This window comes from Winogradskyella sp. PC D3.3, from assembly GCF_054366245.1.
In genome coordinates, this window is the sequence record NZ_CM135962.1 from 3633225 (window position 1) to 3657113 (window position 23889).

Consider the following 23889-nt stretch of genomic DNA (forward strand, 5'->3'; position numbering starts at 1 on the left):
TCTACAACCTTAGCTTATTTAAAAAGCCATTTTCTTATAATCGCTATAAAACTATATTTACCCGTTAATTTCAGTGCAGAACTAATCCAATTTAGAGGTTGTAAATCCTCTTTATATTCGGTTTTAATCAGTTTTAGCTCTTCCCAGGCAATATCACGCTCTAACTTATAACGCTTTAAATCGCTGTCTATATCCTTAAATGATGTGTAAGTTTTCATCTGTTTTTATTATTTACAATACTTTTTTTTGATTTTGAAGCTTCATCCGTAAATCTTAGTTAAAAAATTTCAACCCCACTTTCTTAATGATATAGGTATTAAGTTTACCTCGCAACAAGTAAAATATAACAGAAAGCACAACATAAATGAGTCCTATTAAAAGAAACCCAAGCGCAACACTATTTACCGTATTCCCTAACTCAATGGCCGCTGCAATGGACATAAATATAAATCCTGCAAACAAAAAGCTACCAACAACTAAAACCTTAGTCGCCATACTTAATGAAAGCGTCAACTGTTGAAAAATCTTAAGCCTAAAATATTGGTGAGACGCCGTTATGTAGCGCTCACCAAAATGTGAAGCTTTTTCTGTTGTGTAATTAATATCTTCAAATACACCCATCGCTTATGCTTTTTTCTGAAGATTTTTATTTTTTGCTTTCAAATCTTTTAACCTAGCCTCAAGTGTTGTGATGACATCTTCCGCCTTATAACTTGCATTAGATACGATAGCCTCTACCTGATGATCTAAATTTTCCTTTTGTGAAGAAATCGTATTACCAAGAGAATCTCTTAACTCTGTAGCCTTCTCAGCCATCATATCTCTTTTTGATGCCGCTTCATCTGCAATGCGTTGTCTGGTTACACTCCCTTTATCTGGTGCAAACAAAATTCCTAGAACTGCTCCTACTGCTGTTCCTGCTAAAATTCCTAAAACTGTATTTCCGTTATTACTCATGTCTTTATGTTTTATAATTAGTTTTTAATATGCAGCGTTTTGCTGTTATACAAAGGTATCATCAACATAATCTATAACTTAGCTCTTTACATAGCAATATTAGCTGTAATGCTATTTATTATAAGCGTCAAACATTTTAGTGTTTGAATTAATCTAATTTGTTTCATACATTTAAATTTGAAACACATTTAAACAATTATGAAAACAAGCATAAAAACATACAATCCATATAATGGAAATCATTTAGAAACCTATACTCTTGATTCTAAATCCATATTAAACAATAAATTACAATTAGCAGATCAAACATTTCAAACGTGGAAGGCCTTTGAAATTGATGAACGCGTAGCGTTACTACAAAATTTGGCCAATGAAACTTATAAGAATAAGTCTAAACTAAGTCTTTTAATGACTGAAGAAATGGGAAAACCCATTTTAGAAAGCGAAGCTGAAATCGAAAAATGCATTTATCTCATCGATTTTTATATTAAAAATGCCGAACAATTTTTACAAGACGACCTCATAGACACCGACGCACACGAAAGTTTTATTAGTTACGATCCTTTAGGGTGTATCTTAGGAATTATGCCTTGGAATTTTCCCTTTTGGCAAGTTTTCCGATTTGCTATTCCAACATTAACCGCCGGAAATGTAGCACTCTTAAAACACGCAACAAACGTTACGGGTTGTGCTATAGCCATTGAAAAACTATTTACTAATGCAGGTTTCCCTAAAGGATGCTTTCAAACTTTAATTACAAACCACGAGAACATAGAACAACTCATGGAAAATGATATCGTTAAAGCTGTATCATTAACAGGAAGTGAAAAAGCTGGTCGTAAAATAGCAGAAATAGCAGGAAGGAATTTAAAACCTTCACTTTTAGAATTAGGTGGAAATAACGCTTGTATCATTTTAAACGATGCCGATTTAGACAAACACATCGAAACTATTGTTAAAGCCCGTATGCAAAATGCTGGTCAAAGTTGTATTGCTGCAAAACGCTTTATTGTTGAAGAAGGCATTTATGACGAGTTTCTAAAAAAATTCACAATTGCTGTTGAAAATTTAAACTACGGAAATCCAACAGAAGAAGCAACAACAATATCTTGCCTAGCTAGAGAAGATTTAGCTGAAATATTAGAAGAACAAGTTCAAAAATCTATAAACCTAGGAGCTAAAGTTTTATTAGGCCATAAAAGAGAAGGCACCTACTACGAACCTACAATACTTATCGATGTTACAAGTGAAATGCCTGTATTTAAAGAAGAAACCTTTGGTCCTTTAGCTGCCGTGATAAAAGTAAAATCAGAGGAAGAAGCATATAACATGGCTTCAGATTCAAAATTTGGATTAGGTACAATGATTTTTACCAAAGATTATGACGCCGCATCCGAGCGCATATTAAACATTGAAGATGGTGCCTTTTTTATCAATGAAATGGTAAAGTCTGACCCGAGACTACCTTTTGGAGGTACAAAAATTTCTGGTTATGGTCGTGAATTATCTAAGGAAGGTATGTTAGCCTTCGTAAATAAGAAAACTGTGTATATTAATAAATAACATCTACAATTATGAAATTTGTAAAAGAAGAAGACGAAGAAACGAGGGATTATATCCTTCAGAAGGATGAAAAAACAAAATTTGGAGCTTGAATCATAATTATAATACTCCTTATTTTATTAGGAGCCGTTGTTGCCTCTGGAATTCACTTTGAGTGGTTTTAAGGATTAGTAATTCAGTTTAAACAGCATTTACTAGCTCATTTTTTATTTGATGCTATCACACTAATAATCAATATTTGTATCGCATGAAATAACATAAGAGGCAGCAAAATCACACCTATCGTAGCCATATTACCAAATAATATTTTAGAAAAGACCGTACCGTGAACGAGTGATTTTTTTGTACCACAAAACTGTGCTGTAATTTGATCCTCCTTATTGAGATTTAATTTTTTAGCCATAAAACCTGTGAGAAAAAAAACAGTTACAAACAGCAACAAGACTCCTGTTAAAAGTAAAAGTAGATCTAAAAGTGACACTGCTCTGAACATATTATTATAAAACGATGATGCAAAACTCTTATAAATAATTAGTAAGATTATAGACTTATCAAACAAAGTTAATTTACTGCTGTGCTTACGAGCAAATTCACCAAAAAAACGTTGCAATAAGAGCCCTAAAATTACAGGTAAAATGATTTGAACAATAAGCTTAATGTAGATGTCCATAAAATCAAAATCTGCTTGTGAATGCTCTACAAACAATCCCATCCAAAGGGGCGTAACTGCAATACCTATAATTCCTGAGATACTAGCATTAAAAATTGCAGCAGGAATATTCCCATTAGCCATAGATACCATAACTACAGAAGACGATACTGTAGAAGGTAATGCTGCCAAGAAAAAGAAGGCTAACCAAATGGTCTCTTGCTCTTCATTTTGAATTAAAGGACGTAACACTAAAATTAATAACGGAAATAACAAGAATGTAGAACCTTGTACTAAAAGATGCAGTTTCCAGTTTTTAAGCCCAGCTTTAAGTTGCGTCGGATTTAGCTTAAGTCCGTAAAAAAAGAATATAAGCGAAATGCCTATCGCACTAATAGCGTCAATAGGAATTTGACTACTTTCTATTCCCCATTCTGGAAAGAAATAAGCTAAAACGATTACTATAATAATGGATATGACGAATTTATCAACCTTTTTATTCATGTATGGCCACTTTGTTTCTGTCTACTAAATAAAGTCTCTTTTATTTAATGCTCTAAAATAATATCATTTAATTACAAAAAAGACAAGCTAATTATCTTATTTTTTGAAAACCTAAACAGGTTTACAAATAGTAAATCAAGTCTAACTGAAAGCAGTATTAGATTTAATGAAGCTAATATAACAACCATTTTTAAAAGCTTTTTATGACTCATTTCAAATCTTAAAATATTAGGGAATTTTAAAAAAAATAAAGACCTTTGCGCTGTGAAAACAGCTACACTTTTTTTAGCATTGTTTATGCTTCTCAAACCTACTATTCCATTTGTGGAATACGCTGCTTTTTATGACTATATTAAAAATGAACTTTGCGTCAATAAAGACAAACCCGAATTAGCTTGTAACGGTAAATGTCATTTAAAAAAAGAATTAGCAAAAGCTTCAGATTCAGAAAAAAGTAACGACAAAAACCACTCTTCTTCAACAGAACATCAAGTCGTCTTCTTTCAAGATCTTTATCTTAATACACTTGCCTTTTCCCATATAGAGCAAAATTCAAAAATAATTTCTTCATATAATAGAGTTTATAAATTTCATTTTATGGATTCTATTTTCCATCCACCACTCGCTTAATTTAAATAGATACACTTTAACTTATAGAATGTGTTTAGTAAATGTTTTAGCATTTCACTATACGCCAAACGCTTATATGCCTATATGACAAATATTTTATCAGCATATAACAAAATATCGTACGCGTAAAACGCTAAAAGTGTCTATACAATTCTGTATAACAAGTGATCTATCTTATTATTTTGTAGTCGTTATTATTATCATCAATAATATTATTGGCCCGATTTGCGCTTTGGTCTGCTTTTAATAAAAAGACCATAGTCATTGGTGCGACTACACCCCTATGAGTTTTAATAAAACACAGTTATTAGTTATGAAAAAGATTATTTTTTCTGTGACTGCACTATTTGTTGCTGTTACCTCTTGCACCCTAGATAAAACCGATTACGAAGCTGAAATAAGCACCGTAATTATAGAACATTTTGATTATGATGAAGTGGTTGCCATCAATGAAGGTGATTTTAAAATCAGCATAGAAGCTTTAAACGGAACCTTCTATAAAGGTTACAACGAATTTCGTTTAAAAATCACCAACACTCAAACTGACGAAAATTTAAGTGCTTCAGAAGTGACGTTCTTACCAATTATCACGAATTACAATGGTAATAATTCTTCGGGGCCACATCGTTATAATTTAGATTATAACACCATAGAGGATTACTATTCTGGTTACGCTGTATTTACAAGTGAAAGTAATGAGTTAGAAAACTGGGAAGTACATATTTCATTTACAGATAATGGAGAAACCTATACTGTAAATCAAGACATCATTGTTGAAGAACAAACGAACATGAACTTAAACATGACTGCTTTTACAGCCAATGATGAAGAGCAATATTTTATCGCTTTGGTTGCACCACAGAAACCTAAAATTGCAGAAAACGAATTGGTTGCAGGAATTTACAAATACAACCAACCTTCCAATGAAGCCGGAACATTCCCAGACCCTTCACAGTTTTCATATACAGAAGTTTCCAACTACACTTTATTATTAGATCCCAGAATGCCAGAACCTTCAATGGGAAATCACTCATCTCCAAACAATCAAGATTTAACACAACAGGAAGATGGCTTGTATTACGGAACAGTTAATTATACCATGACCGGAAACTGGACCTTAAATTTTAGACTTCAGAATCCAGACGGAGACATTATTAAAGGCACCGAAGTTTCAACTGATTTTACACCAGGTATTGAAGGAGAAAGAAGCGAATTGCATATTGATATACTGTTTTAATAATGAAAAAATCCATAACACTAGTCATACTGCTTTTTGTTAGCCTATTTACCACGGCACAAAACACAGAAAAAGAGAAAAAGAAAGACAGCATTGTCGCTTTAGATGAGGTACAGTTAATTACTATAATTAAAAAGAAAATTGAAACAGACCTAAAAATGGCCGTTACAGTTGACGAGTTTTTGGCGTCTTCAGATAATATTAGTTTTATAAAACGTGGAGCATATGCTTGGGAACCTTTGCTAAATAATATGAGCTCAGAACGCTCTACAATTACTATTGATGGTATGCATGTTTTTGGTGCTTGTACTGATAAAATGGACCCTATCACCTCGTATGTAGAAAGTAACAACCTCTCTAAAATTGATATCAAGTCTGGACAAGAAGGCAGTATGCATGGAGCCACTGTTGCAGGAAGCATTGATTTAAAACGAAAAAGCACACCATTTAACCTTTCTAAAAAATGGAATGGAGCTTACCAAACCGGATTTGAATTTAATAACAAACAATTTTTCAATTTGGCCAATGCATCTTATTCCGGCAGCAAATTTGTGGCAGATGGAAGCTTGGCGTATAGAAAAGCTAAAAACTATAGTGATGGTAACACTGAAGAAGTCAAACACTCTCAATTTACTAAATTCAATGCATCACTAGGTTTAGCCTATAAAACAAGCGAATTATCTTCTGTAAAAGTTGAAACAATTTATGATGAAGCTAAAGATGTTGGTTACCCAGCTTTACCTATGGATTTATGGTTGTCGCGTGCCTTAATTACATCAGCAACCTACAAGCAAGTGTTTAAAGAAGGCTTATTTAGAGCTCTTGATACCAAAATCTATTTTAATGCTATAGAACATTATATGGACGATACCACACGTCCTGAAAACCTAGTACACATGGATATGCCTGGCTGGAGTACCACTTATGGCCTACTTTCTAAAGCCAATATTAAAAAGAAACGTTTCAGTTCTGAAGTCCAATTAAATGCCTATACTAATTTATCTACAGCCGAAATGCGCATGTATCCACAAGATCGAAGTGAGCGTACTATGTTTGCTTACAGTTGGCCTGCTGTTACGACAACTTTTACAGGACTTTCAATGAACAATTCTTGGGACATTTCAGACAAAAGTCAACTTAATTTTGGGGGCTCTTTAGGCCTAAACTACAACCATTCTAAATATGTAGAATTTAATTGGATTTTTCACCCAGGAACGCCTCAAGAAAAAACAAGGCTATTACCGAGTTTACATGCAGGCTATCACTTGAATATTAAAAATTTTAATTTTTCCGTAGGCGGCGGTTATGGCCATAGAGCTCCTTCTGTTTCTGAAGGCTATGGCTATTACATTTATAATAGTTTTGACCGCTACGATTATATTGGTAATCCTGACCTTAAAAACGAAATATCATACGAAGGTAATGCTAGTGCTGGTTATAAGGGTGATAAATTCAGCTTACAAGCAAACGTAAATTATTTCTACATTGAGAATTACATCATTGGTCGAATTTTAAGTTTGGGAAGCCCCATGAATTATCAGTCTGTTGGTGTTAAAGGTTATACCTCTTTAGAGTACTCAACCTTATTTAATTTTTCAATAAATACTAGCTATACCATTTTAGACAATTTACATTGGAAAGGTGTATTAACTTATGCTCGTGGAAAAGACGATAACAAAAACAACTTACCATTTATTAGACCTTTAAGTTACCAATCATCAATCCATTATAGATACAACCGATTTAATTTTCAAACGTCGGTTAATGGCGATTTAGAACAAATTCATTACAGTCCAGAATACGGAGAAGATCAAACTCCTTCTTATACCATTTGGAATCTGTCTGCAGACTACACGTTTAAAATTAAAGATTACAGGACCGTTGTTCAGGTTGGCGCAGAAAATATACTTAATGAATATTACAGTACTTATGCCGATTGGGGAAATATACCAAGAATGGGACGCAATATTTTCACCTCTTTAAAATTCAACTTCTAAACTAATGCAACGAGTTTTTAGCTCCATAATGACTTTAATATTTCTGTTTGTTGTTTCACAGCAAGCCGTCGTTGTGATGCACTTTAAACTCAACCAAAAAGCAATTACTGAGCAATTTTGTATCAATAAAAACAAACCTGAACTCCATTGTAATGGGAAATGTTATTTAAGTAAAGAATTGCAAGAAACGGAAAACAGCGATTCTGAAAAAATACTTAATACCAAAAATTTCGATTTGGTTTTTTATTCAAATATCGCATATGAAATAGAAACTCCAAACGTCATTAAAACCAAAGTAAAATTGATATATATAGAGTTCAATCATTCGGAACCCTATCTAGAAATCCTAGTACCTCCTCCGATGTTAAGTGCTGATTTAGAAAACGCATAACATAAAAAATAAACATATCAATTAACATAAATTTTAAAAATGAAAAATCTTAAAAAATATATTTTATCTGCAGCCGTACTAGTGGCTTTCATGTCTTGTAGTAGCGATGATGACCATCCTGTTGCAAATAATGTAACCTTAGAATTCAATAACACCTTTGGAGATACACCAATAGTTCTAGGAGATGCAACATCGAGTACGGCAACTAAAAACACGTCGGAAGCTGGGCAAATTCATCACTTTTCAGAAGTAAAATATGTCATTAGTAATATCCGTCTTATTAAAGCAGATGGCACTGAAATTCCATACCATGTAAACGATTTGGATAATGGGGCAACGGTTATTAACCATGCCAATCCTGAAACATTAAGTTATATAATGACTGATATTCCTGTTGGAGATTACACCCAATTAAAATTTGGTTTAGGTGTAAGAACCGATTTAAATACTTTAGATGAAGTAAGATTTCCTAACTTCTATGCTAATGCAGGAGCCAATGACACAGAAATGATGTGGGAATGGGGAACAGGATATCGTTTTACAAAACTAGAAGGTTTTTATGATACCGATAATAAAGAATTGTCTATCCATACAGGAAGCACTGTAGAAGGCGAACAAAGCAGCTATATCCAAGGTGTTGATGCGTATAGAGATATTAGCTTAAACCTTCCTGAAACCGCTGTTGTTGGGGATGACGGACCAACTATTAGCATAAAAGCCGATTTAGACATGCTATTAAGCGGACAGACTAACACCATTACGTTATCTACGGGATCAAGCATGAATGATAATGCGACTCCTAACATTCATACCGCTGATCAAATGGTCAAATTTGTAGACAATCTTGGTGGTGACGGTGTTAATGATGTAACTGGAATGTTCTCCATTATTAATGTAGAAAATTAAATTACTGTGGTAAAGCCGTCGAAAAGTAAAATTTTAGACGGCTTTATTTTTGTTTTTCACAAAAAAAAAACCTCCTCACAAATGAAAAAAATAACAAGTCTCTTTTTTGTTGGATTCATACTACTATCGTGTAGTAACGACGATAGCTACGATATCATACTTGATAATCCTGAGATAACCATAGATATCCCTTTAGGTTTTCCCTCTCTTAATAATTATGTAGAGGAAAATCACCCTACTCGCTATGGTGTTCTACTAGGAAAACAATTGTTTACAGAAAAAAAATTTAGTGCAGACAATACAATTTCTTGCTCTAGTTGCCATATACAGTCTAATGCTTTTGCTGATAATAATACTCAAGCTATAGGCATTGAAAGCAGAGTTGGACTAAGAAACACCCCGCCTATTCAAAATTTAGCTTTTATGAATTTCTATAACTGGGATGGAAGCAAATTACAATTAGAAAACCAGCCCTTAGTCCCAATTATAACCCATGAAGAAATGGATTCTTCTATTTTAGAAGTCATACAAAAAATAGAAAATGACCCAATTTATCAAGATTTATTTATAAAGACATTTGGCGACAATAACATTACCCCTGAACGCATTTATAAAAGTATAGCACAGTACGAATACACTCTAATTTCAGCAAACAGTAAATACGATAAAGTTAAACGAAACGAAGGAGAAACATTTACCCAAAGTGAAGCACAAGGATACGCCATTTTTCAAAACAAATGTATAAGCTGCCACAGCACAGAATTATTTACAGATCAAAGCTTTAGAAACATTGGATTTCCCATAAATACAGATAGTAACGAAGCTGGGCGAGCACGTGTTACAGGAAACCCAGACGACTATATGAGTTTTAGAGTCCCTACGTTAAGAAATATTAAACACACAGCACCTTACGGAAGTTTTGGGCAATTTGCAACCTTAAAAGAGCTACTCGATTATTTAGACAATGGCGTTTTAGAGGCAGACAACCTTGACCCTATTTTAAAAGATAATAACAACAGAATTCCGCTAACAGAAGAGGAAAAAACAGATCTTATTGCTTTTATGAATACTTTGAGTGATACCGAATTTTTAGGTTTAGAAGATTAGGAACAATTTTTACAAACTCCCGTTAACACGCAGTTTACATTTTCCACCAAATAACCTTCTGGAATAGAAAAACGAACCTCACTTGGAAGACATTCTAATGTTTTACACTCTGTACATTTAAAATGAAAATGTTGGTGCATTTGATGTGTTTCATCACAGCCATCGCACAAAGCAAAATATTGCTTACCATCTTCTGCAATAACTTTATGTAAAACTCCGTCATCACAAAAACGATTTAACACACGATAAATCGTCGCCCTATTAATATCTATATTAATCTTTTGCTCTATTGCATCTTGGCTCATTGCTTTACCTGATTTAGTTAAAACACTTAAAACAGCTTCTTTAGTAGGGGTATTTCTTCGTTTCATTTTAATGCGATTTATTTGCAATAATTTATTGCGACAACATTGCAATATTATAAATAAATAATATCTTTGCAAAACACAATAATGCGACAGTGTCGCTTTTAATAATTAATTAAAGTTAAATCAAAGTGAGTAAAACAAAACACACAACTCTTGATATTATAGCATTATCTAGCTCATTAATCTGCGCTATCCATTGTGCTTTTTTACCAATACTGCTTTCATTTTCTTCTTTGAGCAACTTATACTTTTTAAATAATCCGATAATCGAATGGACGTTTATTAGTTTTGGTATTGCATTTATATTAACATCACTTTGGCCAAGTTATAAAAATAATCATCAAAACACTAAGCCATTAAAAATAGCTTTATTTGGATTTGTATTTATAGCTATTAGCAGACTTCATTTTACCCACTTATGGGAAATTACGAATACTGTTTTGGGTGCTATTTTAGTCGCTTTTGCACATTATATCAATTGGAAATTATTACGTAGTTCTGCCAAATTAAATCGTTAAATACAAACCATAACTTATTAAAAAACTTAATTTAAAAACTTAACTATTTTTATTGCTAAATGAAAAACAGCATTACATATTTCTTTATTATCCTTTTTCTATCCATGAAAATGATAGGGCTTCATGCATTATCGCATGACGATGATAATAATCATGCTGTGCATTGTTCTATTTGTGATAATGCTACGATTCATAATTTAGCTCCTGCACTAACTCCAGACACACAAGAATTTTTAATTGAAAACACGGAATTAGTCATTAACCAAAGTATTACAAGACACTATAGTTTTGAAACGTCTAGCACGATTGCTTCTAATCAATTATTTTCCAGACCTCCACCCTTTTTACTATAAGTTTATCTATACATTTTTATGATTTAAGCATGAGCTCCGTTTTACAACGAAGCACTTCAAGCTATTTATTTAGGTCTCAATATTTAGTGTAACTATCAAAAGCAATTTAAATAGTTCCCATACTTTATATCATACAAACACCTATAGATTTTGTTCAAACGCACGCTTAAGAACACGTATTCAACTCTTATAGTATCTCATTATGTTTTACAAAATACTGGGTCTATGGCTATGTTTTAGTCTAAACTCAATGGTATTTGCACAAGAATCTTTTCAAGTAAAAGGCACCATTGCAAATGCTAACACTTTACAGCCAATAGAAGGAGCCAATATCATTGGTCATAATTTATATTCTATTACATCTGCTTCAGGAACATTTACCATAGATAATGTTGCGGAAGGCACCTACTCCTTTACCATATCTCATTTGGCTTATGCATCTAAAACAATACGTGTTATTGTAGGTCCGAACATGGAAGAACTTAAAATTTCCCTAGACGAATCTACGACTTCGCTTCACGAAATAGAGGTTTTTGGAAAAACTAAAAAAAGAGTAAACAAAGAATCACCTGTGGTTTCTCAATTGGTGACGAAAGAATTTCTAGCTGACAATCGAGAAAATAGTTTAATGCAGACTTTGAGTAAAATTCCAGGCGTTAGCACGATTAAAATTGGCTCAGGACAATCTAAACCTGTCATTAGAGGCTTAGGGTTTAATAGAGTTGCTGTGGTTCAAAACGGTATAAAACACGAAGCACAACAATGGGGAAATGATCATGGTTTAGAAATAGACCAATATGGCATTGAAAATATTCAAATTGTTAAAGGACCAGCTTCTTTGGTTTATGGTTCTGATGCTATTGCTGGTGTTGTAGATATTCAACCAAATAAAATGCCGCTTGTAAACTCTTTTAATGGTGAAGTGAATGTCTTAGGCGAAAGTAACAATGATTTATTAGGGATTTCTGCAGGAATACAAGCCAGAAAAGCTAAATGGTTTTACCGTGGACGCCTCACTTATAGAGATTATGGGGATTACAAAGTTCCTACAGACCAAATTAATTACGAAAATTACATTTTTACGCTACACGACAACAATCTACGCAACACCGCAGGAAAAGAAGCTAACGCTAGTATAAGTGTCGGGTATATTTCAGACCGTATAACGACAGAAACCACCATTAGCAACGTGAATGCTAAAAATGGCTTTTTTGCTAATGCCCATGGTTTAGAAGTGAGAACATCGCGCATTGATTACGATCAGTCTAATAGAGATATAGATCTGCCTTATCATAAGGTGAACCATTTTAAAATCACGAATAACACGTCAATAGCTTTAGATAAACACAGTATTAATCTCGATTTCGGTTTTCAAAATAATTTAAGAGAGGAACATTCCGAACCAATACCGCATGGTTATATGCCAACTCCTTCTAACAGTAAGGAACGTAGTTTTCAAAAAAATACGTTGTCCCTGAATGTCAAAGATGCCTTTACACTAATTGATGATCATCATATTGTTACCGGTATCAATGTAGAATTTCAAGATAATAACATTGGCGGCTGGGGATTTTTAATACCTGAGTATACCCGTTTCACTATTGGAGCTTTTGCTTTTGATCAGTTTGAAATCAATTCAGACTTACATCTTTTAGCTGGTATTCGTTATGATTTTGGACACATACATAGTAAATCATATTTTGATTGGTACCCTTCCTCCATCAATAATGCTAACGGTTCAACCTCAGATGTCTATTTACAAAGAGCTGAAGATAAAACACTAAATTTTGGAAATGTGAGCGCTTCTGTAGGCTTAAGTTATATTTTAAACAATACCACCTTTAAAATAAATGCAGGAAAAAGTTTTAGAATGCCTTTACCTAATGAATTAGCTTCAGATGGCGTGAATTATCACATGTACCGCTATGAAAAAGGCAATCTCAATTTAGATCCTGAAGAATCCTATCAACTAGATATTGATATTGACCATACCACAAAGGATTTCAGTGTTGGCATCAGTCCGTTTGTCAATTTTTTCGAAAATTTTATTTACCTGAATCCGACTTCAAATTATTATGAGACATTACAAATTTACGAATACACACAAAACAAGGTATTTAGAGCAGGTGGAGAATTAAGAGCGAGTACTAGTGTTATTCCTAATTTAAAATTAGATGCTTCTGCTGAATACGTCTACTCTAAACAAACCAGTGGACCAAAAGAAGGTTTTACGATTCCATTTTCTCCACCATTATCCGGATTGTTTTCTGCAAACTATCAGTTTAAAGATGCGCTCTTTTTCAAACAACCTCAACTAAAGGCCGATTACAGAATTACAGCAGCACAAGATGAGATTGTACCTCCAGAAGAACAAACAGAGGGCTACCAGGTCCTAAACATGGTATTACTCTCAAACATAAATGTTTTTAAAACTCAACAACCACTAGAAATAAAGTTTAAACTCAATAACGTCTTCAATACTAAATATTACGACCATACGAGCTTTTACCGCTTAATCGATGTGCCAGAAGCTGGAAGAAACATGTCTATAGCGATAACACAATCCTTTTAATAATCATAAATAATTTATAAACCATGAAAACAACCATTATGAACACAAAAACAAAACTTATGAAATCAAATTTTAAATTTTTAACGCTTATCGCGTTTTTCGGAATCCTTTTAAACTCATGTAGCAGTGATGATGACGCTAGTTCACCTAGTCTTAATGCTCCTGAAATAACGAATTTTGAATATGGAGAAGGCAGTGTACACTCTACAGATCAGGTTGCTTTTAAAGGATCAGACATTCATTTAGAAGCCGAAATAAATGCAGAAGCTGTGGTAAGTAGTATTACGCTTTCGATACATGCTCACGATTTGCCTCTAGCTGACGGTGAAGTTGAGTGGGACTTTTTCCAAGAATACTCAGGGAGTAATTATCAAGTCATCAATCCTACATTTCATGAACATGTAGATGTACCAACTAATATTCCTTCTGGAGAATACCATATTGAATTAGTCGTTATTGATGAGAATGGGAATAGTACAGAAGTTGATGGCCATTTAGAGATTTTAGACTATATCACATTAAGTGGTTACTCTGTTAGTGAAACAGTTGTTAGAGGAGATGATTTTCACGCTGAATTCATGATTAATGCTCTAAATGGAATTCACAATATTACTGTTAATGTTCATGCACATGATGTTCCTGTTGGTGCAGGTGAAATAGAATGGGACGAAGAATTCGTGTTTTCAACTGGCTACCATGGCGAAACCGAAATAGAATTCCATGAGCACATTGATGTCCCAGCAACTGCACCTGCAGGTGAATATCATATAACTTTTACTGTTGAAGACGAAGATGGAAACACTAAAGCTTACGAAACACATATCGATGTTACAGCATCTTAAACATTAATTATTCCGCATAGTATTTTCATTATACTATGCGGTTTTAAAACTTTATAGAATGAGATTCTCATCAAAATATTTCAGATTACTCTTTATTTTTATGTTCATTTCGTCATGTTCAAGTGATGATAGTGTTGATATAGATGAACAAAAACCTACCATTAGCATTAATTATGCTGATGGCTTTCCACAAGCTTGCGAACAACTCGTAAAGGGAGAAACCTATATTTTTAAAGCCAAAGTTTCAGATAACAAAGCATTAGCCTCTTATAGTTTAGATCTGCATAACAATTTTGACCATCACACACATGATGACCAAGGTGAAACATGTGATTTAGAACCAATAAAAGAAGCCGTAAATCCTTTAATATATATGGAAAATTTCACTATTGAAGGTGGCTTAACGACGTATGAAATTAACATTAGTATTACCATTCCTAATGATATTGACACAGGCGATTACCATTGTGCTTATTCGGTAACCGATGAAACAGGTTGGCAAAGCAGAACTTCTATTGATGTAAAAATCATAGATTAGATATTTATCTATTAAAAGACATAAACAATTACATTAAAATTGGGTTAGATTTTTGATGTTTTTCAGCAGTACCAGAAACCATATACTGGCACTGTTTTTTTATGTAAACTATTTAAAAATTCACCTTCACCTCTTCATTTTTACTTTTCACTCTTAACTCTATAATCAGCAATACTCCCGAATAAACCCATTTACATATTTAACTTTAATCAGCATCAAGAGATTACATTACCGTACATGCTCATACTTTTTATCAAAATATGTTTTAAAAACATTTACTATTTCAACTAAAGTCATTCAAAATTTATAGCGAAAACAACCATTAGAAGCTATAAACAAAAAAAGCTCAGCAAATGCTGAGCTTCTTTTTTAAGTCGGGGTGGCAGGATGATAACCAAACCGCCACTATGCTGTAAAATCAATACTTTCAGAAATAGACTAAAACAGTGTTAACCGAATTGTAGACCTATCTGTTAGTTTGAAATAGTATTATTTATCTGAACATCTTACTACAAAATTACAATTTTAACTTCATTAAAACCAGTCAATTTGTGTCAAATATTATGGCTAATCTATTAAATATTTCTTAACAATTTCTTCTTCTATTCCGCTGTATTCAACGAATTCTTTTATTGTGACAAACTGATAAGATTCCTTTCCAAAGTAGTTTTTGATGTCATTTAAAAGCTTACGACCATAGCGTTCACTACGTCCTGTGATACGCTGAATGTCTTTTGGGTATATACAAGCTCTTTTAATATTCATGATACTTTATCTATGCTTTATCCGTACATCATCCATGCTTTATTTTTTATGATGATGGTGATGCGTTGTTAAAATGTTGGAAATCCCGATAGGGTTTTCAATATTTTAATGACGTTTTTGGCTGTATCGGAATGTATGGCCAAAAACGGAATCTACTTTTTTACTGTAAGCCACAAAGTTACGTGATTTGAAATATTAATCAAAAAACGAATTATTATGGCAAAACAAACTGGTATTATTAAACTGAAAGGAACTATCGGTGGTATTTCCTTTTACAAAACGACTGATGGCCACTTAGCACGCGAAAAAGGCGGTGTTGACGGCAATCGTATTGCAAACGATCCTGCGTTTCAGAGAACGCGTGAAAATGGGTCTGAATTTGGACGCGCTGGTAAAGGTGGTAAACTTCTTCGAAATGCTATTCGTATTCTCTTGCAAAATGCTAAAGATAAACGTGTAACAAGTCGATTAACAAAAGATCTCTTGGCTATTATTAAAACTGATGCCGTTAATGAGAGAGGATTGCGAACTTTGACTGATGGTAATTTTAACTTATTATCAGGTTTTGAATTCAACCTCCACGGAAAGTTAGGAACGACTTTATTTACTCCATTTGTGAATGCATTTGACCGTGTTACAGGTGAAGCTACTTTAGACCTTGCACCATTTTCTCCAACTTTAAGAATTGCAGCTCCAACGGGAACTACGCATTTTAAAGTGGTTATGGGTGCTTCTGAATTAGATTTTGAAAATGAAACCTCAACATTTGAAAATGATGAAACTGCAATTTTACCTTATTCTGCTGCTGACACAGCTGCAATTGCATTATCAGCAACACTAACTGCAAACTCTACAGTTGATGTTGTTCAAGTGTTGGGTATTGAGTTTTATCAAGAGGTAAACGGACAAATGTATGCACTTAAGAACGGTGCTTACAATGCTTTAGCTGTTGTTATTGTTGATACGCCTTAAGTATGGAATTAGTGCTGCATAGAGCCTATTTTAAAGAGGGCACCAATGGTGCTCTCTTTAATTCCGATAGGTTCCTTTGTTATACCATTGAATTGCCTTGGAAGGATAATAAACGAAATGTTTCATGTATTCCAGAAGGACAATATGAGATAGAACCTCGTTTTTCTAAACGGTTTAAGCACCATTTGATTTTGAAGGATGTAAAAGATAGAAGTTTTATCCTGTTTCATCCTGCGAATGATGCCTTAAAAGAACTTCAAGGATGTATTGCTCCAGTAACTTATTTGAGTGGTATAGGAAAAGGAATTTACTCAAGGGATGCTATGCAAAAACTGTTGTCTTTGGTGTATCAAGCCAAAGAACGGAAAGAACCTATTTTATTAACTATTAAATCACAGAATTATGAACATTGTAGAACGTTATAAAAAGTCTACTCCCAAATTTTTCAAGACTTTACGAAATATTGGTATTGCCCTTGCTACTGCAGGTGGCGCTATTATAGCTGCTCCTGTTGCAATGCCTGCATTAGTTGTTACTATTGCTACTTATATGACTGTTGCTGGTACCGTGGCTACTGCAGTAAGTCAAGCGGTTGTGACTGATGATGAAAACACAAAAACAGATGAGACTAACCATGGATTATAATACCAAATCTGCCATTGTTGGTGGTACTTTCTTTTCATCAGTTATGAATATTGGTGTTGAAGATTTGATTACTACTATTGTTTTGGCTATTGTTGGTGCTGTCGTGAGTTATATAGTTTCTATTTTAATTAAATGGATTCATCAAAGAATTCGAAAAAGAGGAAAACCATAATCTAAAGTGCTTCAAATGAAGCACTTTTTTAGTATATTTAGATACAAATTATATCAAATATTATTATGGGAAAATTCGAAGTTTATCAAGACGCAAGATCAGAATACCGTTTTAGATTAAAGGCAAGTAATGGTCAAAAGATTTTAGCAAGTGAAGGATATTCTGCAAAAGCAGGTTGTATGAACGGTATAGAGTCCGTTAGGACCAACTCGCAAGATGATAGTAAATTTGACCGAAAGGTTTCCAGTAACGGCAAGCATTATTTTAACCTAAAGGCTAGCAATGGTCAGGTTATCGGCACAAGTGAAATGTACGAGAGTTCTTCTGGAATGGAAAATGGTATTGAATCCGTTAAAACAAACGCTCCAAGCGCACCAGTTGAAGAAGTTTAATTATACATTGACTACCTCTTTTCTCGGGGCAAAGTGTCGTAGACTGAAATAAATATTGGTGTTGCCGATTTGGTTACCACTATTGTTTTGGCATTTGTAGGGGCTTTGGTCAGTTTTATTGCCTTGATGTTATTCAAATCTATTATTAAGTTTCTTAAGAAAATTAAATATAAGCCTAGGATCTTTCTGGGCTTTCTTATGCTTAACCTTTTCAGTTAATTATAAAGTCTATATTTCAATTTTATATGCAAAAGCATATAATTAAATATTCTTTACTAAAATTATATGTAAAAGCATATAATTATGTATATTTACTTAAAATTATATGTAAAAGCATATAATTAAATATCAATATAAGATGAAATCATTAGCAGAATTTGTTAAAGAACGAAGAAAAGAAGTTGGGCTCACACAAGAAGAGTTTGCCGATAGAGCTGGTGTAGCTTTAACCGTAGTACGAAAAATAGAACAAGGTAAAACCAAGCTTAACATGGAAAAGGTTAATCTTGTCCTTGCTATGTTTGGACATGAATTAGCTCCTGTGAACAGTAAAGCATTGAATGATGAGACAAGGTAATGTATATTATAAAGATTATTTAGCAGGAACTATTACGGAAACTGACGAAGGTGATTATGTTTTTCAGTATGATACAGCTTATGTAGAAGCTCATCCTTTTGAATTTATAACATTTACCATGCCTGTTAGGAATGAAGCTTATACTGATAATAAACTATTTCCTTTTTTTGAAGGTTTGATCCCTGAAGGTTGGTTACTGGATATTGCATCTAAAAACTGGAAAATAAACCGAAATGATCGTATGGGATTATTGTTAGCCTGTTGCCAGAATTGTATTGGGGCGGTAAGTGTTGTACCTAAAACTGATGACGATGAAAGCCCATAATGGGCATTAAGCTATTAGCTAATTATTAGCATTAGAAATAATTAAATATTGACTATGTGTAGCTAACGAAATTTTAAATAGATGAAGCGTAGATGTTTATATTGTTATGAGCCACTTGAAAATGGAACTGATTTTCATGAAAAATGTTCTATGGAATTCTTTGGTACTACAACACCTCCAATAATCCCCTATACTATAGACCAAATGGCAAAATTGGCAAAGAGTGTTGTTGAGCGCAGTGTTGCTGTACCAGGTGTGCAACCTAAATTATCAATGTCTTTGGTAAAAGAAACGCAAGAACAAGCCGATACACGGTTAACTGTTGTTGGTGCTCTTGGTGGTCAGTATATATTTAAACCACCATCGCATCAATTTCCGGAAATGCCAGAAAACGAACATCTGACTATGCGGATTGCGGAAGCCTATGGTATAAGGGTTGTTCCCTCTAGTTTAATAAAACTGGCTTCTGGTGAATTGTCTTATGTTACCAAACGTATCGATAGGACTGAAAAAGGAAAGAAAATCCATATGTTGGATATGTTTCAAATTACAGAGGCTTTTGATAAGTACAAAAGCTCCATGGAAAAAGTTGGTAAAGCTTTGGACAGTTATTCTAATAATACTTTGTTGGATAAAATCTTCTATTTTGAATTGGCAATCTTTAGTTTTCTAACAGGAAACAATGATATGCACTTGAAAAACTTTTCTATGATAGAAAGTCCTTCGGGTTGGATATTGGCTCCTGCTTACGATTTGTTAAATGTGTCTATTGTTCTTCCTGAAGATACAGAAGAATTGGCGCTTACTCTTGAAGGGAAAAAACGAAAACTTAAAAAAGTGCATTTTGAACATTTAGGGCAAGGTCTTGGGTTAACTGAAAAGCAAATACAAGGTGTTTTTAAACGTATGTTCAAAAATAAACCTAAAGCTATAAAATGGATTGACCATTCGTTTTTATCAAATGATATGAAAGCTGCTTATAAGGATATTCTGGAAACAAGATATGAACGACTCACTTAACGGGGCAAAGTGTCGTAGGTGGAAGTGATTATTGATGTTAAGAGGTTGGAAAGATAAATAAAGGGCATTTTCTAAAAAATGCTCTTTTTTTATGCGCGGTGTTGAGGTGGGTAAATGAAAAGAGCGATTCCCTGATAAGGGGTTGAGCGAATGAAATGCATCCTACCGCAGACACAAGGCAATACATTAATAATTGCTGTAACCTACACCGTTGAAATGGGTGGTGGGGAAAAGTGGCAATCTTGTGTGTTCTAAATTTCAATGCCAGTTCTAAATTGAGCATGGGGTATGTCGGATATTTTACATAATGGCGTTATAGTACAGAAAGTGAATGAATGCTGCTATAACTGCGCATTATGTAACATAGCTTTGGGTAGTGTTTAAATTATTAGCTTTGGGCAAAGTGTAGCTCTTTGCAGTTGTGAATGAGGCACGAGGCAACAAGCTGCAATGTGCTACATGTGTATTGGCAATTTAAACACTACGATCGCTAGGAAAGCGAAACAACACAAAACACAGAGGCTTGTTGTTTTTACAATAAACTGGGTTTTGTGTTGTGGGGAAAACACTAAACTTTAGACCATTTCATATTTAACGCCCATTTTGTATGAGCACCAATGTCGTATAACTTTATTTTTTCCAAATTATCATGACCTAGGCATTGTATTAATTCCTTACTTGCCCACTTGATATGGTTTGAGTCTCCCTTTTCTTTTAGTTGCAATAACTCTTGTCTTTGCTCTGGCGATGGTTTTAAATCAAGAATATCGTATTGCAAGATCTCATAACAATCCCAACCTGGTGTTTTTTTGATTGGTGTAAGAACCTTACCTAAAAAATTATAATTTACATACGGAAATTTTTGTTTAGATAGAAAACTACCTTTTCCTTCGATTAATTCTTCATAAAATTCCCTCCAATGACTTGCTTCTCTGTCCTTACCTTTATTAAACCAATCTATAAACTTCAATGCATGTTTAGCAGGAATAAATAACGCAAAATCATCCTTCATTATTCCTTTATTCGGCAGTTTTGGATCATCTATAGCATCAAATTCTTTTTTTAATAGTGCACGGGTATCTTCCAAGATTTTATATTTACCGCCAACTAATTGAAATTGGCCATAATTATTATTTTTAACAAGTAGGTACTTATCATCAACTTTGATACGATATAAATATGACATTGAAAACCTAATTCTCTCACCTTTTATCTCCAAATATTTACTAAAGATTGACAACCATAACCTTTTGCGGTTTACAATTACAAATTCAATTAACAATTCGGATAATGCAATAAAAATTCCTCCGAACTATTGCCAAACTCATCTACTAAAAAAAGGCTTGAGACTGTAAATGCACTTAGAGAATAAAAATTTCTATTAGGATACGTCGTATCATACGCTTGATTAAGAATGTAGATATTATCTAAATCATCTACATGCATATCTCTAAAAAAACGATTGATTTATGAATTTGAGGACCACACTTGATTACCATCATTATCAAATTTTACTATAGCAATACGATTACTACCATCAAAAGGAGATAGCCATTGCAATGGACTATCACCAGAAAGTTTTATTAAAACCAAGTCTATATTTTCATTAAACCAGTCACCTTCTCCTAAATGACCTGTGACATATATATTACCATTTGTATCTACTTTACCCGAATTTAACGCATATATGTTATCACTTATCTCTGATGATTCATGAAATGTTGTCCATTACTCATTACCAGATGCAGAAAATTTAGAAATTGTAAATATTAAATTTGAATCTGTCTGCTCCTGTAATGAGGTTCCTGCTAAATATATATTATCAGAATCATCAAAAAACATCTCACTATTATTAAAATAGTTGTTTAATGTTTGTTCAAGTTTTATAAGAATTTGATGATAGCTAATTTTTCTTGTAATAAATTGCCTCTCGTACTATCGTTCAGCATAATTAAGCAATAACTCAATTTGTGAAATGATAATATTCTGACTGAATTTGTCAATATTTGATTGATATTCTCTTTGTATATTATTTTAATAATTCTACAATAATATTTTCTTCTTTTTCAGAAAGGAAAAGCGCTTCATTCACATCATAACCAAAGAAATCATAATTTTTAATAGATTTAGCTAAAGGTGTATTCCATAAAAAGTCTGGATGGATAAGAAGTAGCCATCCAGACGGATTTACTTTTATGTTTTGATTTATTGTAATTGTTAATATTTGTTTTGGTGCAACAAATGAAAATACACCTTCGTCAAAATCATATTTTTGTTGTCCATAATTAAATTTCTCACTTACATTTCTTTTTAAACCAATAGAATAAAAGTCCTGCAACCATTTAATTTTATCTGTATCAGTTACATAAGTTACTTTACTATAGTCTACTAAACTAATCAGTGGATGTTCAGGCTTAGGTAAATTACTATAGTTATGAAATTCACTTATAGATTTAAATCGATGGATTTCATTCATTCTTTAAAATTAAGAATTAATTTTCTTTAAATAATACCATTCCTGCGTGATAAAGGATTCCATTTCTGAATTCTCCATCAGCGGTAAATCCGGTATCATCTTTATAGTCAATATGATTTCCTGTTACAAGATAGTCTCCTTGATAAGCACTTTCTTTATTTCCTCTAGCTTCGTCATATCGATTGTTTGGCAATAATTTGTGACGTGTATTTCCATCTTCCGTTATCCACATTCCAATGTAATGTTTTGATTCTTCTATTGTCATTTGCTTAAAATTTAATTTTCAAATTCTGTAGATATTCCTAGTGTTAAATTTTCTTTCATCGTTTTTTGAATGGTATCTATTTTAAGGTTTGCATAGTGGTATGCATCTTTACCCATAAAAAAATGTACTGGTGGATTTTCTTGTATACTTAAAGCGATTAATACTTCTGCTCCTTTTTCTGGGTCATTGGGTTGATTACCATTTATATCCTTTAAATGTGCTTGTTCCATAATCTATAAAAATTGGACTTAACATTCAGGAAATTAAAATCATTGAAAGTTTAAATGATCTATCGCCTAGTCAAAAACATGCAAGAAATATTTGGCTTTACAGTTTCAACTTTGCTGGTATGAGAATTGCAGATGTTCTTAGAACGAGATGGTCTGATATCAATGATAATAGACTTCAATATAGAATGGGCAAAAATTCAAAATTGATTTCTATCAAGATTTCGCAAAAAGCCTTACTTATATTAGATAAATATAAAGCAGATAAAAGAAGTGAAATTGATTTTATATTTCCAGAACTAAAAAAAGCTGATCTTAACGAAGCAAAGGATGTTTTTAATAAAATTAAAATACTACCAAAAAACATTACAATTAGGTAATTCGTCTTGTATTCTTTCATTTTCTTCACTCTGAAAATAATTCCCTTTTAATATTAAGGCCTCCAAATTTTTTAATTTTGATAAATCAATAGGTAACGCTATCAGTCCATTATTTGACAATACTAATAATTCTAATTTAGAAATCGAGACAATACTAAAAGGTCGTTCTTTTAGTTTATTATCGTTGATTATACGTATTTCTAAATTCGATAATTTTGAGACATGTTAATTTGATTTGTCTTAACAAATTATTATACTTGTAACTATAGTGTAATAAGAATATTGGTATCGTGTTATCCTTATCTTAATGCATTAACACTTCTTTACCAACAGCTAGTAAATACAAAAGCCACTTTTTTTTTAGAGCTTCCTTAAGATGAGATATAAAAATTAATAAAAGTATTTAATTTAAGTCTACCTATAACAGTAAATACAAGATCATATTGATATGGCCTGAATAAAGGATATAATTTTTTTGCAAAAAATTATAGAATTCACATATATCTAATAACTATTCTCCATACAAAAAAGGCCACCATCA

General features: G+C 33.0%; 32 protein-coding genes. 21 read left to right on the forward strand and 11 right to left on the reverse strand.

The window, feature by feature from the left end:
* Nucleotides 1–14 precede the first annotated feature (14 nt).
* The 3 genes from ACXGSQ_RS16120 to ACXGSQ_RS16130 are packed head-to-tail and all read right to left on the reverse strand — an operon-like array spanning nucleotide 15 to nucleotide 957.
* Nucleotides 15–218 carry a DUF6327 family protein gene (locus ACXGSQ_RS16120; RefSeq protein ID WP_458627173.1) on the reverse strand — a complete coding sequence of 68 codons (204 nt, stop codon included), beginning with the start codon at nucleotides 216–218 and terminating at the stop codon, nucleotides 15–17.
* Between the two features lie 55 nt (nucleotides 219–273).
* Nucleotides 274–621, reverse strand: coding sequence for a hypothetical protein (locus ACXGSQ_RS16125; protein ID WP_458627174.1), 348 nt, complete (start codon nucleotides 619–621; stop codon nucleotides 274–276).
* 3 nt (nucleotides 622–624) lie between these two features.
* The gene (locus tag ACXGSQ_RS16130) at nucleotides 625–957 is read right to left on the reverse strand and encodes a YtxH domain-containing protein (protein ID WP_458627175.1); all 333 of its coding nucleotides are present in this window, start codon (nucleotides 955–957) and stop codon (nucleotides 625–627) included.
* Nucleotides 958–1155: 198 nt separating this feature from the next.
* Between ACXGSQ_RS16130 and ACXGSQ_RS16135 the strand changes: the two genes are divergently transcribed.
* Complete coding sequence (locus ACXGSQ_RS16135) at nucleotides 1156–2520, forward strand: NAD-dependent succinate-semialdehyde dehydrogenase (protein ID WP_458627176.1); 1365 nt, start codon at nucleotides 1156–1158, stop codon at nucleotides 2518–2520.
* Nucleotides 2521–2719: 199 nt separating this feature from the next.
* Here the strand turns inward: ACXGSQ_RS16135 and ACXGSQ_RS16140 are convergent, their stop codons facing one another.
* The gene (locus tag ACXGSQ_RS16140; RefSeq protein WP_458627177.1) at nucleotides 2720–3673 is read right to left on the reverse strand and encodes a bile acid:sodium symporter family protein; all 954 of its coding nucleotides are present in this window, start codon (nucleotides 3671–3673) and stop codon (nucleotides 2720–2722) included.
* Between the two features lie 264 nt (nucleotides 3674–3937).
* Here ACXGSQ_RS16140 and ACXGSQ_RS16145 point away from each other — a divergent pair, with 264 nt between their 5' ends.
* The 6 genes from ACXGSQ_RS16145 to ACXGSQ_RS16170 all read left to right on the forward strand — a co-directional run bounded on the left by ACXGSQ_RS16145 (nucleotide 3938) and on the right by ACXGSQ_RS16170 (nucleotide 9941).
* Complete coding sequence (locus tag ACXGSQ_RS16145) at nucleotides 3938–4303, forward strand: hypothetical protein (protein ID WP_458627178.1); 366 nt, start codon at nucleotides 3938–3940, stop codon at nucleotides 4301–4303.
* A gap of 313 nt (nucleotides 4304–4616) precedes the next feature.
* Nucleotides 4617–5540: a hypothetical protein gene (locus ACXGSQ_RS16150; RefSeq protein ID WP_458627179.1), complete on the forward strand. Its 924-nt coding sequence runs from the start codon at nucleotides 4617–4619 to the stop codon at nucleotides 5538–5540.
* Between the two features lie 2 nt (nucleotides 5541–5542).
* Nucleotides 5543–7537 (forward strand): TonB-dependent receptor plug domain-containing protein, encoded by a 1995-nt coding sequence (locus ACXGSQ_RS16155; RefSeq protein ID WP_458627180.1) that lies wholly within the window; start codon nucleotides 5543–5545, stop codon nucleotides 7535–7537.
* Nucleotides 7538–7541: 4 nt separating this feature from the next.
* Nucleotides 7542–7928 carry a hypothetical protein gene (locus tag ACXGSQ_RS16160; RefSeq protein WP_458627181.1) on the forward strand — a complete coding sequence of 129 codons (387 nt, stop codon included), beginning with the start codon at nucleotides 7542–7544 and terminating at the stop codon, nucleotides 7926–7928.
* Between the two features lie 39 nt (nucleotides 7929–7967).
* Nucleotides 7968–8834, forward strand: coding sequence for an MbnP family protein (locus ACXGSQ_RS16165; protein WP_458627182.1), 867 nt, complete (start codon nucleotides 7968–7970; stop codon nucleotides 8832–8834).
* Nucleotides 8835–8915: 81 nt separating this feature from the next.
* Nucleotides 8916–9941, forward strand: a complete 1026-nt coding sequence (locus tag ACXGSQ_RS16170) for a cytochrome-c peroxidase (RefSeq protein ID WP_458627183.1) — start codon at nucleotides 8916–8918, stop codon at nucleotides 9939–9941.
* On the opposite strand, the gene ACXGSQ_RS16175 is transcribed toward ACXGSQ_RS16170, so the two are convergent.
* Nucleotides 9938–10312 (reverse strand): Fur family transcriptional regulator, encoded by a 375-nt coding sequence (locus ACXGSQ_RS16175; protein WP_458627184.1) that lies wholly within the window; start codon nucleotides 10310–10312, stop codon nucleotides 9938–9940. The genes ACXGSQ_RS16170 and ACXGSQ_RS16175 overlap by 4 nt on opposite strands.
* Nucleotides 10313–10437: 125 nt before the next feature.
* On the opposite strand from ACXGSQ_RS16175, the gene ACXGSQ_RS16180 reads away from it, so the two are divergent.
* From ACXGSQ_RS16180 to ACXGSQ_RS16200, 5 genes are all read left to right on the forward strand, one after another.
* Nucleotides 10438–10827, forward strand: coding sequence for a MerC domain-containing protein (locus ACXGSQ_RS16180; RefSeq protein ID WP_458627185.1), 390 nt, complete (start codon nucleotides 10438–10440; stop codon nucleotides 10825–10827).
* Nucleotides 10828–10886: 59 nt separating this feature from the next.
* Nucleotides 10887–11180 carry a hypothetical protein gene (locus tag ACXGSQ_RS16185; RefSeq protein ID WP_458627186.1) on the forward strand — a complete coding sequence of 98 codons (294 nt, stop codon included), beginning with the start codon at nucleotides 10887–10889 and terminating at the stop codon, nucleotides 11178–11180.
* Nucleotides 11181–11430: 250 nt separating this feature from the next.
* Nucleotides 11431–13752 (forward strand): TonB-dependent receptor, encoded by a 2322-nt coding sequence (locus ACXGSQ_RS16190; RefSeq protein ID WP_458627187.1) that lies wholly within the window; start codon nucleotides 11431–11433, stop codon nucleotides 13750–13752.
* Between the two features lie 59 nt (nucleotides 13753–13811).
* Entirely contained in the window at nucleotides 13812–14594 is a 783-nt protein-coding gene (locus ACXGSQ_RS16195; protein WP_458627188.1) for a DUF4625 domain-containing protein, read from the forward strand.
* 58 nt (nucleotides 14595–14652) lie between these two features.
* The gene (locus tag ACXGSQ_RS16200; protein ID WP_458627189.1) at nucleotides 14653–15132 is read left to right on the forward strand and encodes a DUF4625 domain-containing protein; all 480 of its coding nucleotides are present in this window, start codon (nucleotides 14653–14655) and stop codon (nucleotides 15130–15132) included.
* Between the two features lie 567 nt (nucleotides 15133–15699).
* Here the strand turns inward: ACXGSQ_RS16200 and ACXGSQ_RS16205 are convergent.
* On the reverse strand, nucleotides 15700–15897 hold the full coding sequence (locus tag ACXGSQ_RS16205; RefSeq protein WP_458627190.1) for a hypothetical protein: 198 nt from the start codon (nucleotides 15895–15897) through the stop codon (nucleotides 15700–15702).
* 216 nt (nucleotides 15898–16113) lie between these two features.
* Here ACXGSQ_RS16205 and ACXGSQ_RS16210 point away from each other — a divergent pair, with 216 nt between their 5' ends.
* From ACXGSQ_RS16210 to ACXGSQ_RS16245, 8 genes are all read left to right on the forward strand, one after another.
* A complete protein-coding gene (locus ACXGSQ_RS16210) occupies nucleotides 16114–16869 on the forward strand; it encodes a hypothetical protein (RefSeq protein WP_458627191.1) in 756 nt (251 codons plus the stop codon).
* A gap of 2 nt (nucleotides 16870–16871) precedes the next feature.
* Entirely contained in the window at nucleotides 16872–17294 is a 423-nt protein-coding gene (locus ACXGSQ_RS16215; RefSeq protein ID WP_458627192.1) for a DUF5675 family protein, read from the forward strand.
* Entirely contained in the window at nucleotides 17272–17514 is a 243-nt protein-coding gene (locus ACXGSQ_RS16220; RefSeq protein ID WP_458627193.1) for a hypothetical protein, read from the forward strand. The genes ACXGSQ_RS16215 and ACXGSQ_RS16220 overlap by 23 nt, the downstream gene beginning before the upstream one ends.
* Nucleotides 17492–17686, forward strand: a complete 195-nt coding sequence (locus ACXGSQ_RS16225) for a hypothetical protein (protein ID WP_458627194.1) — start codon at nucleotides 17492–17494, stop codon at nucleotides 17684–17686. The genes ACXGSQ_RS16220 and ACXGSQ_RS16225 overlap by 23 nt, the downstream gene beginning before the upstream one ends.
* Nucleotides 17687–17751: 65 nt before the next feature.
* Entirely contained in the window at nucleotides 17752–18078 is a 327-nt protein-coding gene (locus tag ACXGSQ_RS16230) for a YegP family protein (protein ID WP_458627195.1), read from the forward strand.
* 358 nt (nucleotides 18079–18436) lie between these two features.
* Entirely contained in the window at nucleotides 18437–18655 is a 219-nt protein-coding gene (locus ACXGSQ_RS16235) for a type II toxin-antitoxin system Y4mF family antitoxin (RefSeq protein WP_148870795.1), read from the forward strand.
* The gene (locus ACXGSQ_RS16240; RefSeq protein WP_458627196.1) at nucleotides 18642–18980 is read left to right on the forward strand and encodes a HipA N-terminal domain-containing protein; all 339 of its coding nucleotides are present in this window, start codon (nucleotides 18642–18644) and stop codon (nucleotides 18978–18980) included. The genes ACXGSQ_RS16235 and ACXGSQ_RS16240 overlap by 14 nt, the downstream gene beginning before the upstream one ends.
* Nucleotides 18981–19061: 81 nt before the next feature.
* Nucleotides 19062–20000, forward strand: coding sequence for a HipA domain-containing protein (locus ACXGSQ_RS16245; RefSeq protein ID WP_458627197.1), 939 nt, complete (start codon nucleotides 19062–19064; stop codon nucleotides 19998–20000).
* Between the two features lie 568 nt (nucleotides 20001–20568).
* On the opposite strand, the gene ACXGSQ_RS16250 is transcribed toward ACXGSQ_RS16245, so the two are convergent.
* The 5 genes from ACXGSQ_RS16250 to ACXGSQ_RS16270 all read right to left on the reverse strand — a co-directional run bounded on the left by ACXGSQ_RS16250 (nucleotide 20569) and on the right by ACXGSQ_RS16270 (nucleotide 22971).
* The gene (locus tag ACXGSQ_RS16250; protein ID WP_458627198.1) at nucleotides 20569–21282 is read right to left on the reverse strand and encodes an SMODS-associated NUDIX domain-containing protein; all 714 of its coding nucleotides are present in this window, start codon (nucleotides 21280–21282) and stop codon (nucleotides 20569–20571) included.
* Nucleotides 21283–21467: 185 nt separating this feature from the next.
* Nucleotides 21468–21593: a hypothetical protein gene (locus tag ACXGSQ_RS16255; RefSeq protein ID WP_458627199.1), complete on the reverse strand. Its 126-nt coding sequence runs from the start codon at nucleotides 21591–21593 to the stop codon at nucleotides 21468–21470.
* Between the two features lie 436 nt (nucleotides 21594–22029).
* The gene (locus ACXGSQ_RS16260; RefSeq protein ID WP_458627200.1) at nucleotides 22030–22476 is read right to left on the reverse strand and encodes a hypothetical protein; all 447 of its coding nucleotides are present in this window, start codon (nucleotides 22474–22476) and stop codon (nucleotides 22030–22032) included.
* A gap of 16 nt (nucleotides 22477–22492) precedes the next feature.
* Nucleotides 22493–22741, reverse strand: a complete 249-nt coding sequence (locus ACXGSQ_RS16265) for an Atu4866 domain-containing protein (protein ID WP_458627201.1) — start codon at nucleotides 22739–22741, stop codon at nucleotides 22493–22495.
* A gap of 11 nt (nucleotides 22742–22752) precedes the next feature.
* A complete protein-coding gene (locus ACXGSQ_RS16270) occupies nucleotides 22753–22971 on the reverse strand; it encodes a hypothetical protein (protein WP_458627202.1) in 219 nt (72 codons plus the stop codon).
* A 119-nt stretch (nucleotides 22972–23090) separates the two neighbouring features.
* On the opposite strand from ACXGSQ_RS16270, the gene ACXGSQ_RS16275 reads away from it, so the two are divergent.
* Nucleotides 23091–23348 carry a site-specific integrase gene (locus ACXGSQ_RS16275; RefSeq protein WP_458627203.1) on the forward strand — a complete coding sequence of 86 codons (258 nt, stop codon included), beginning with the start codon at nucleotides 23091–23093 and terminating at the stop codon, nucleotides 23346–23348.
* The last annotated feature ends 541 nt before the right edge of the window (nucleotides 23349–23889 follow it).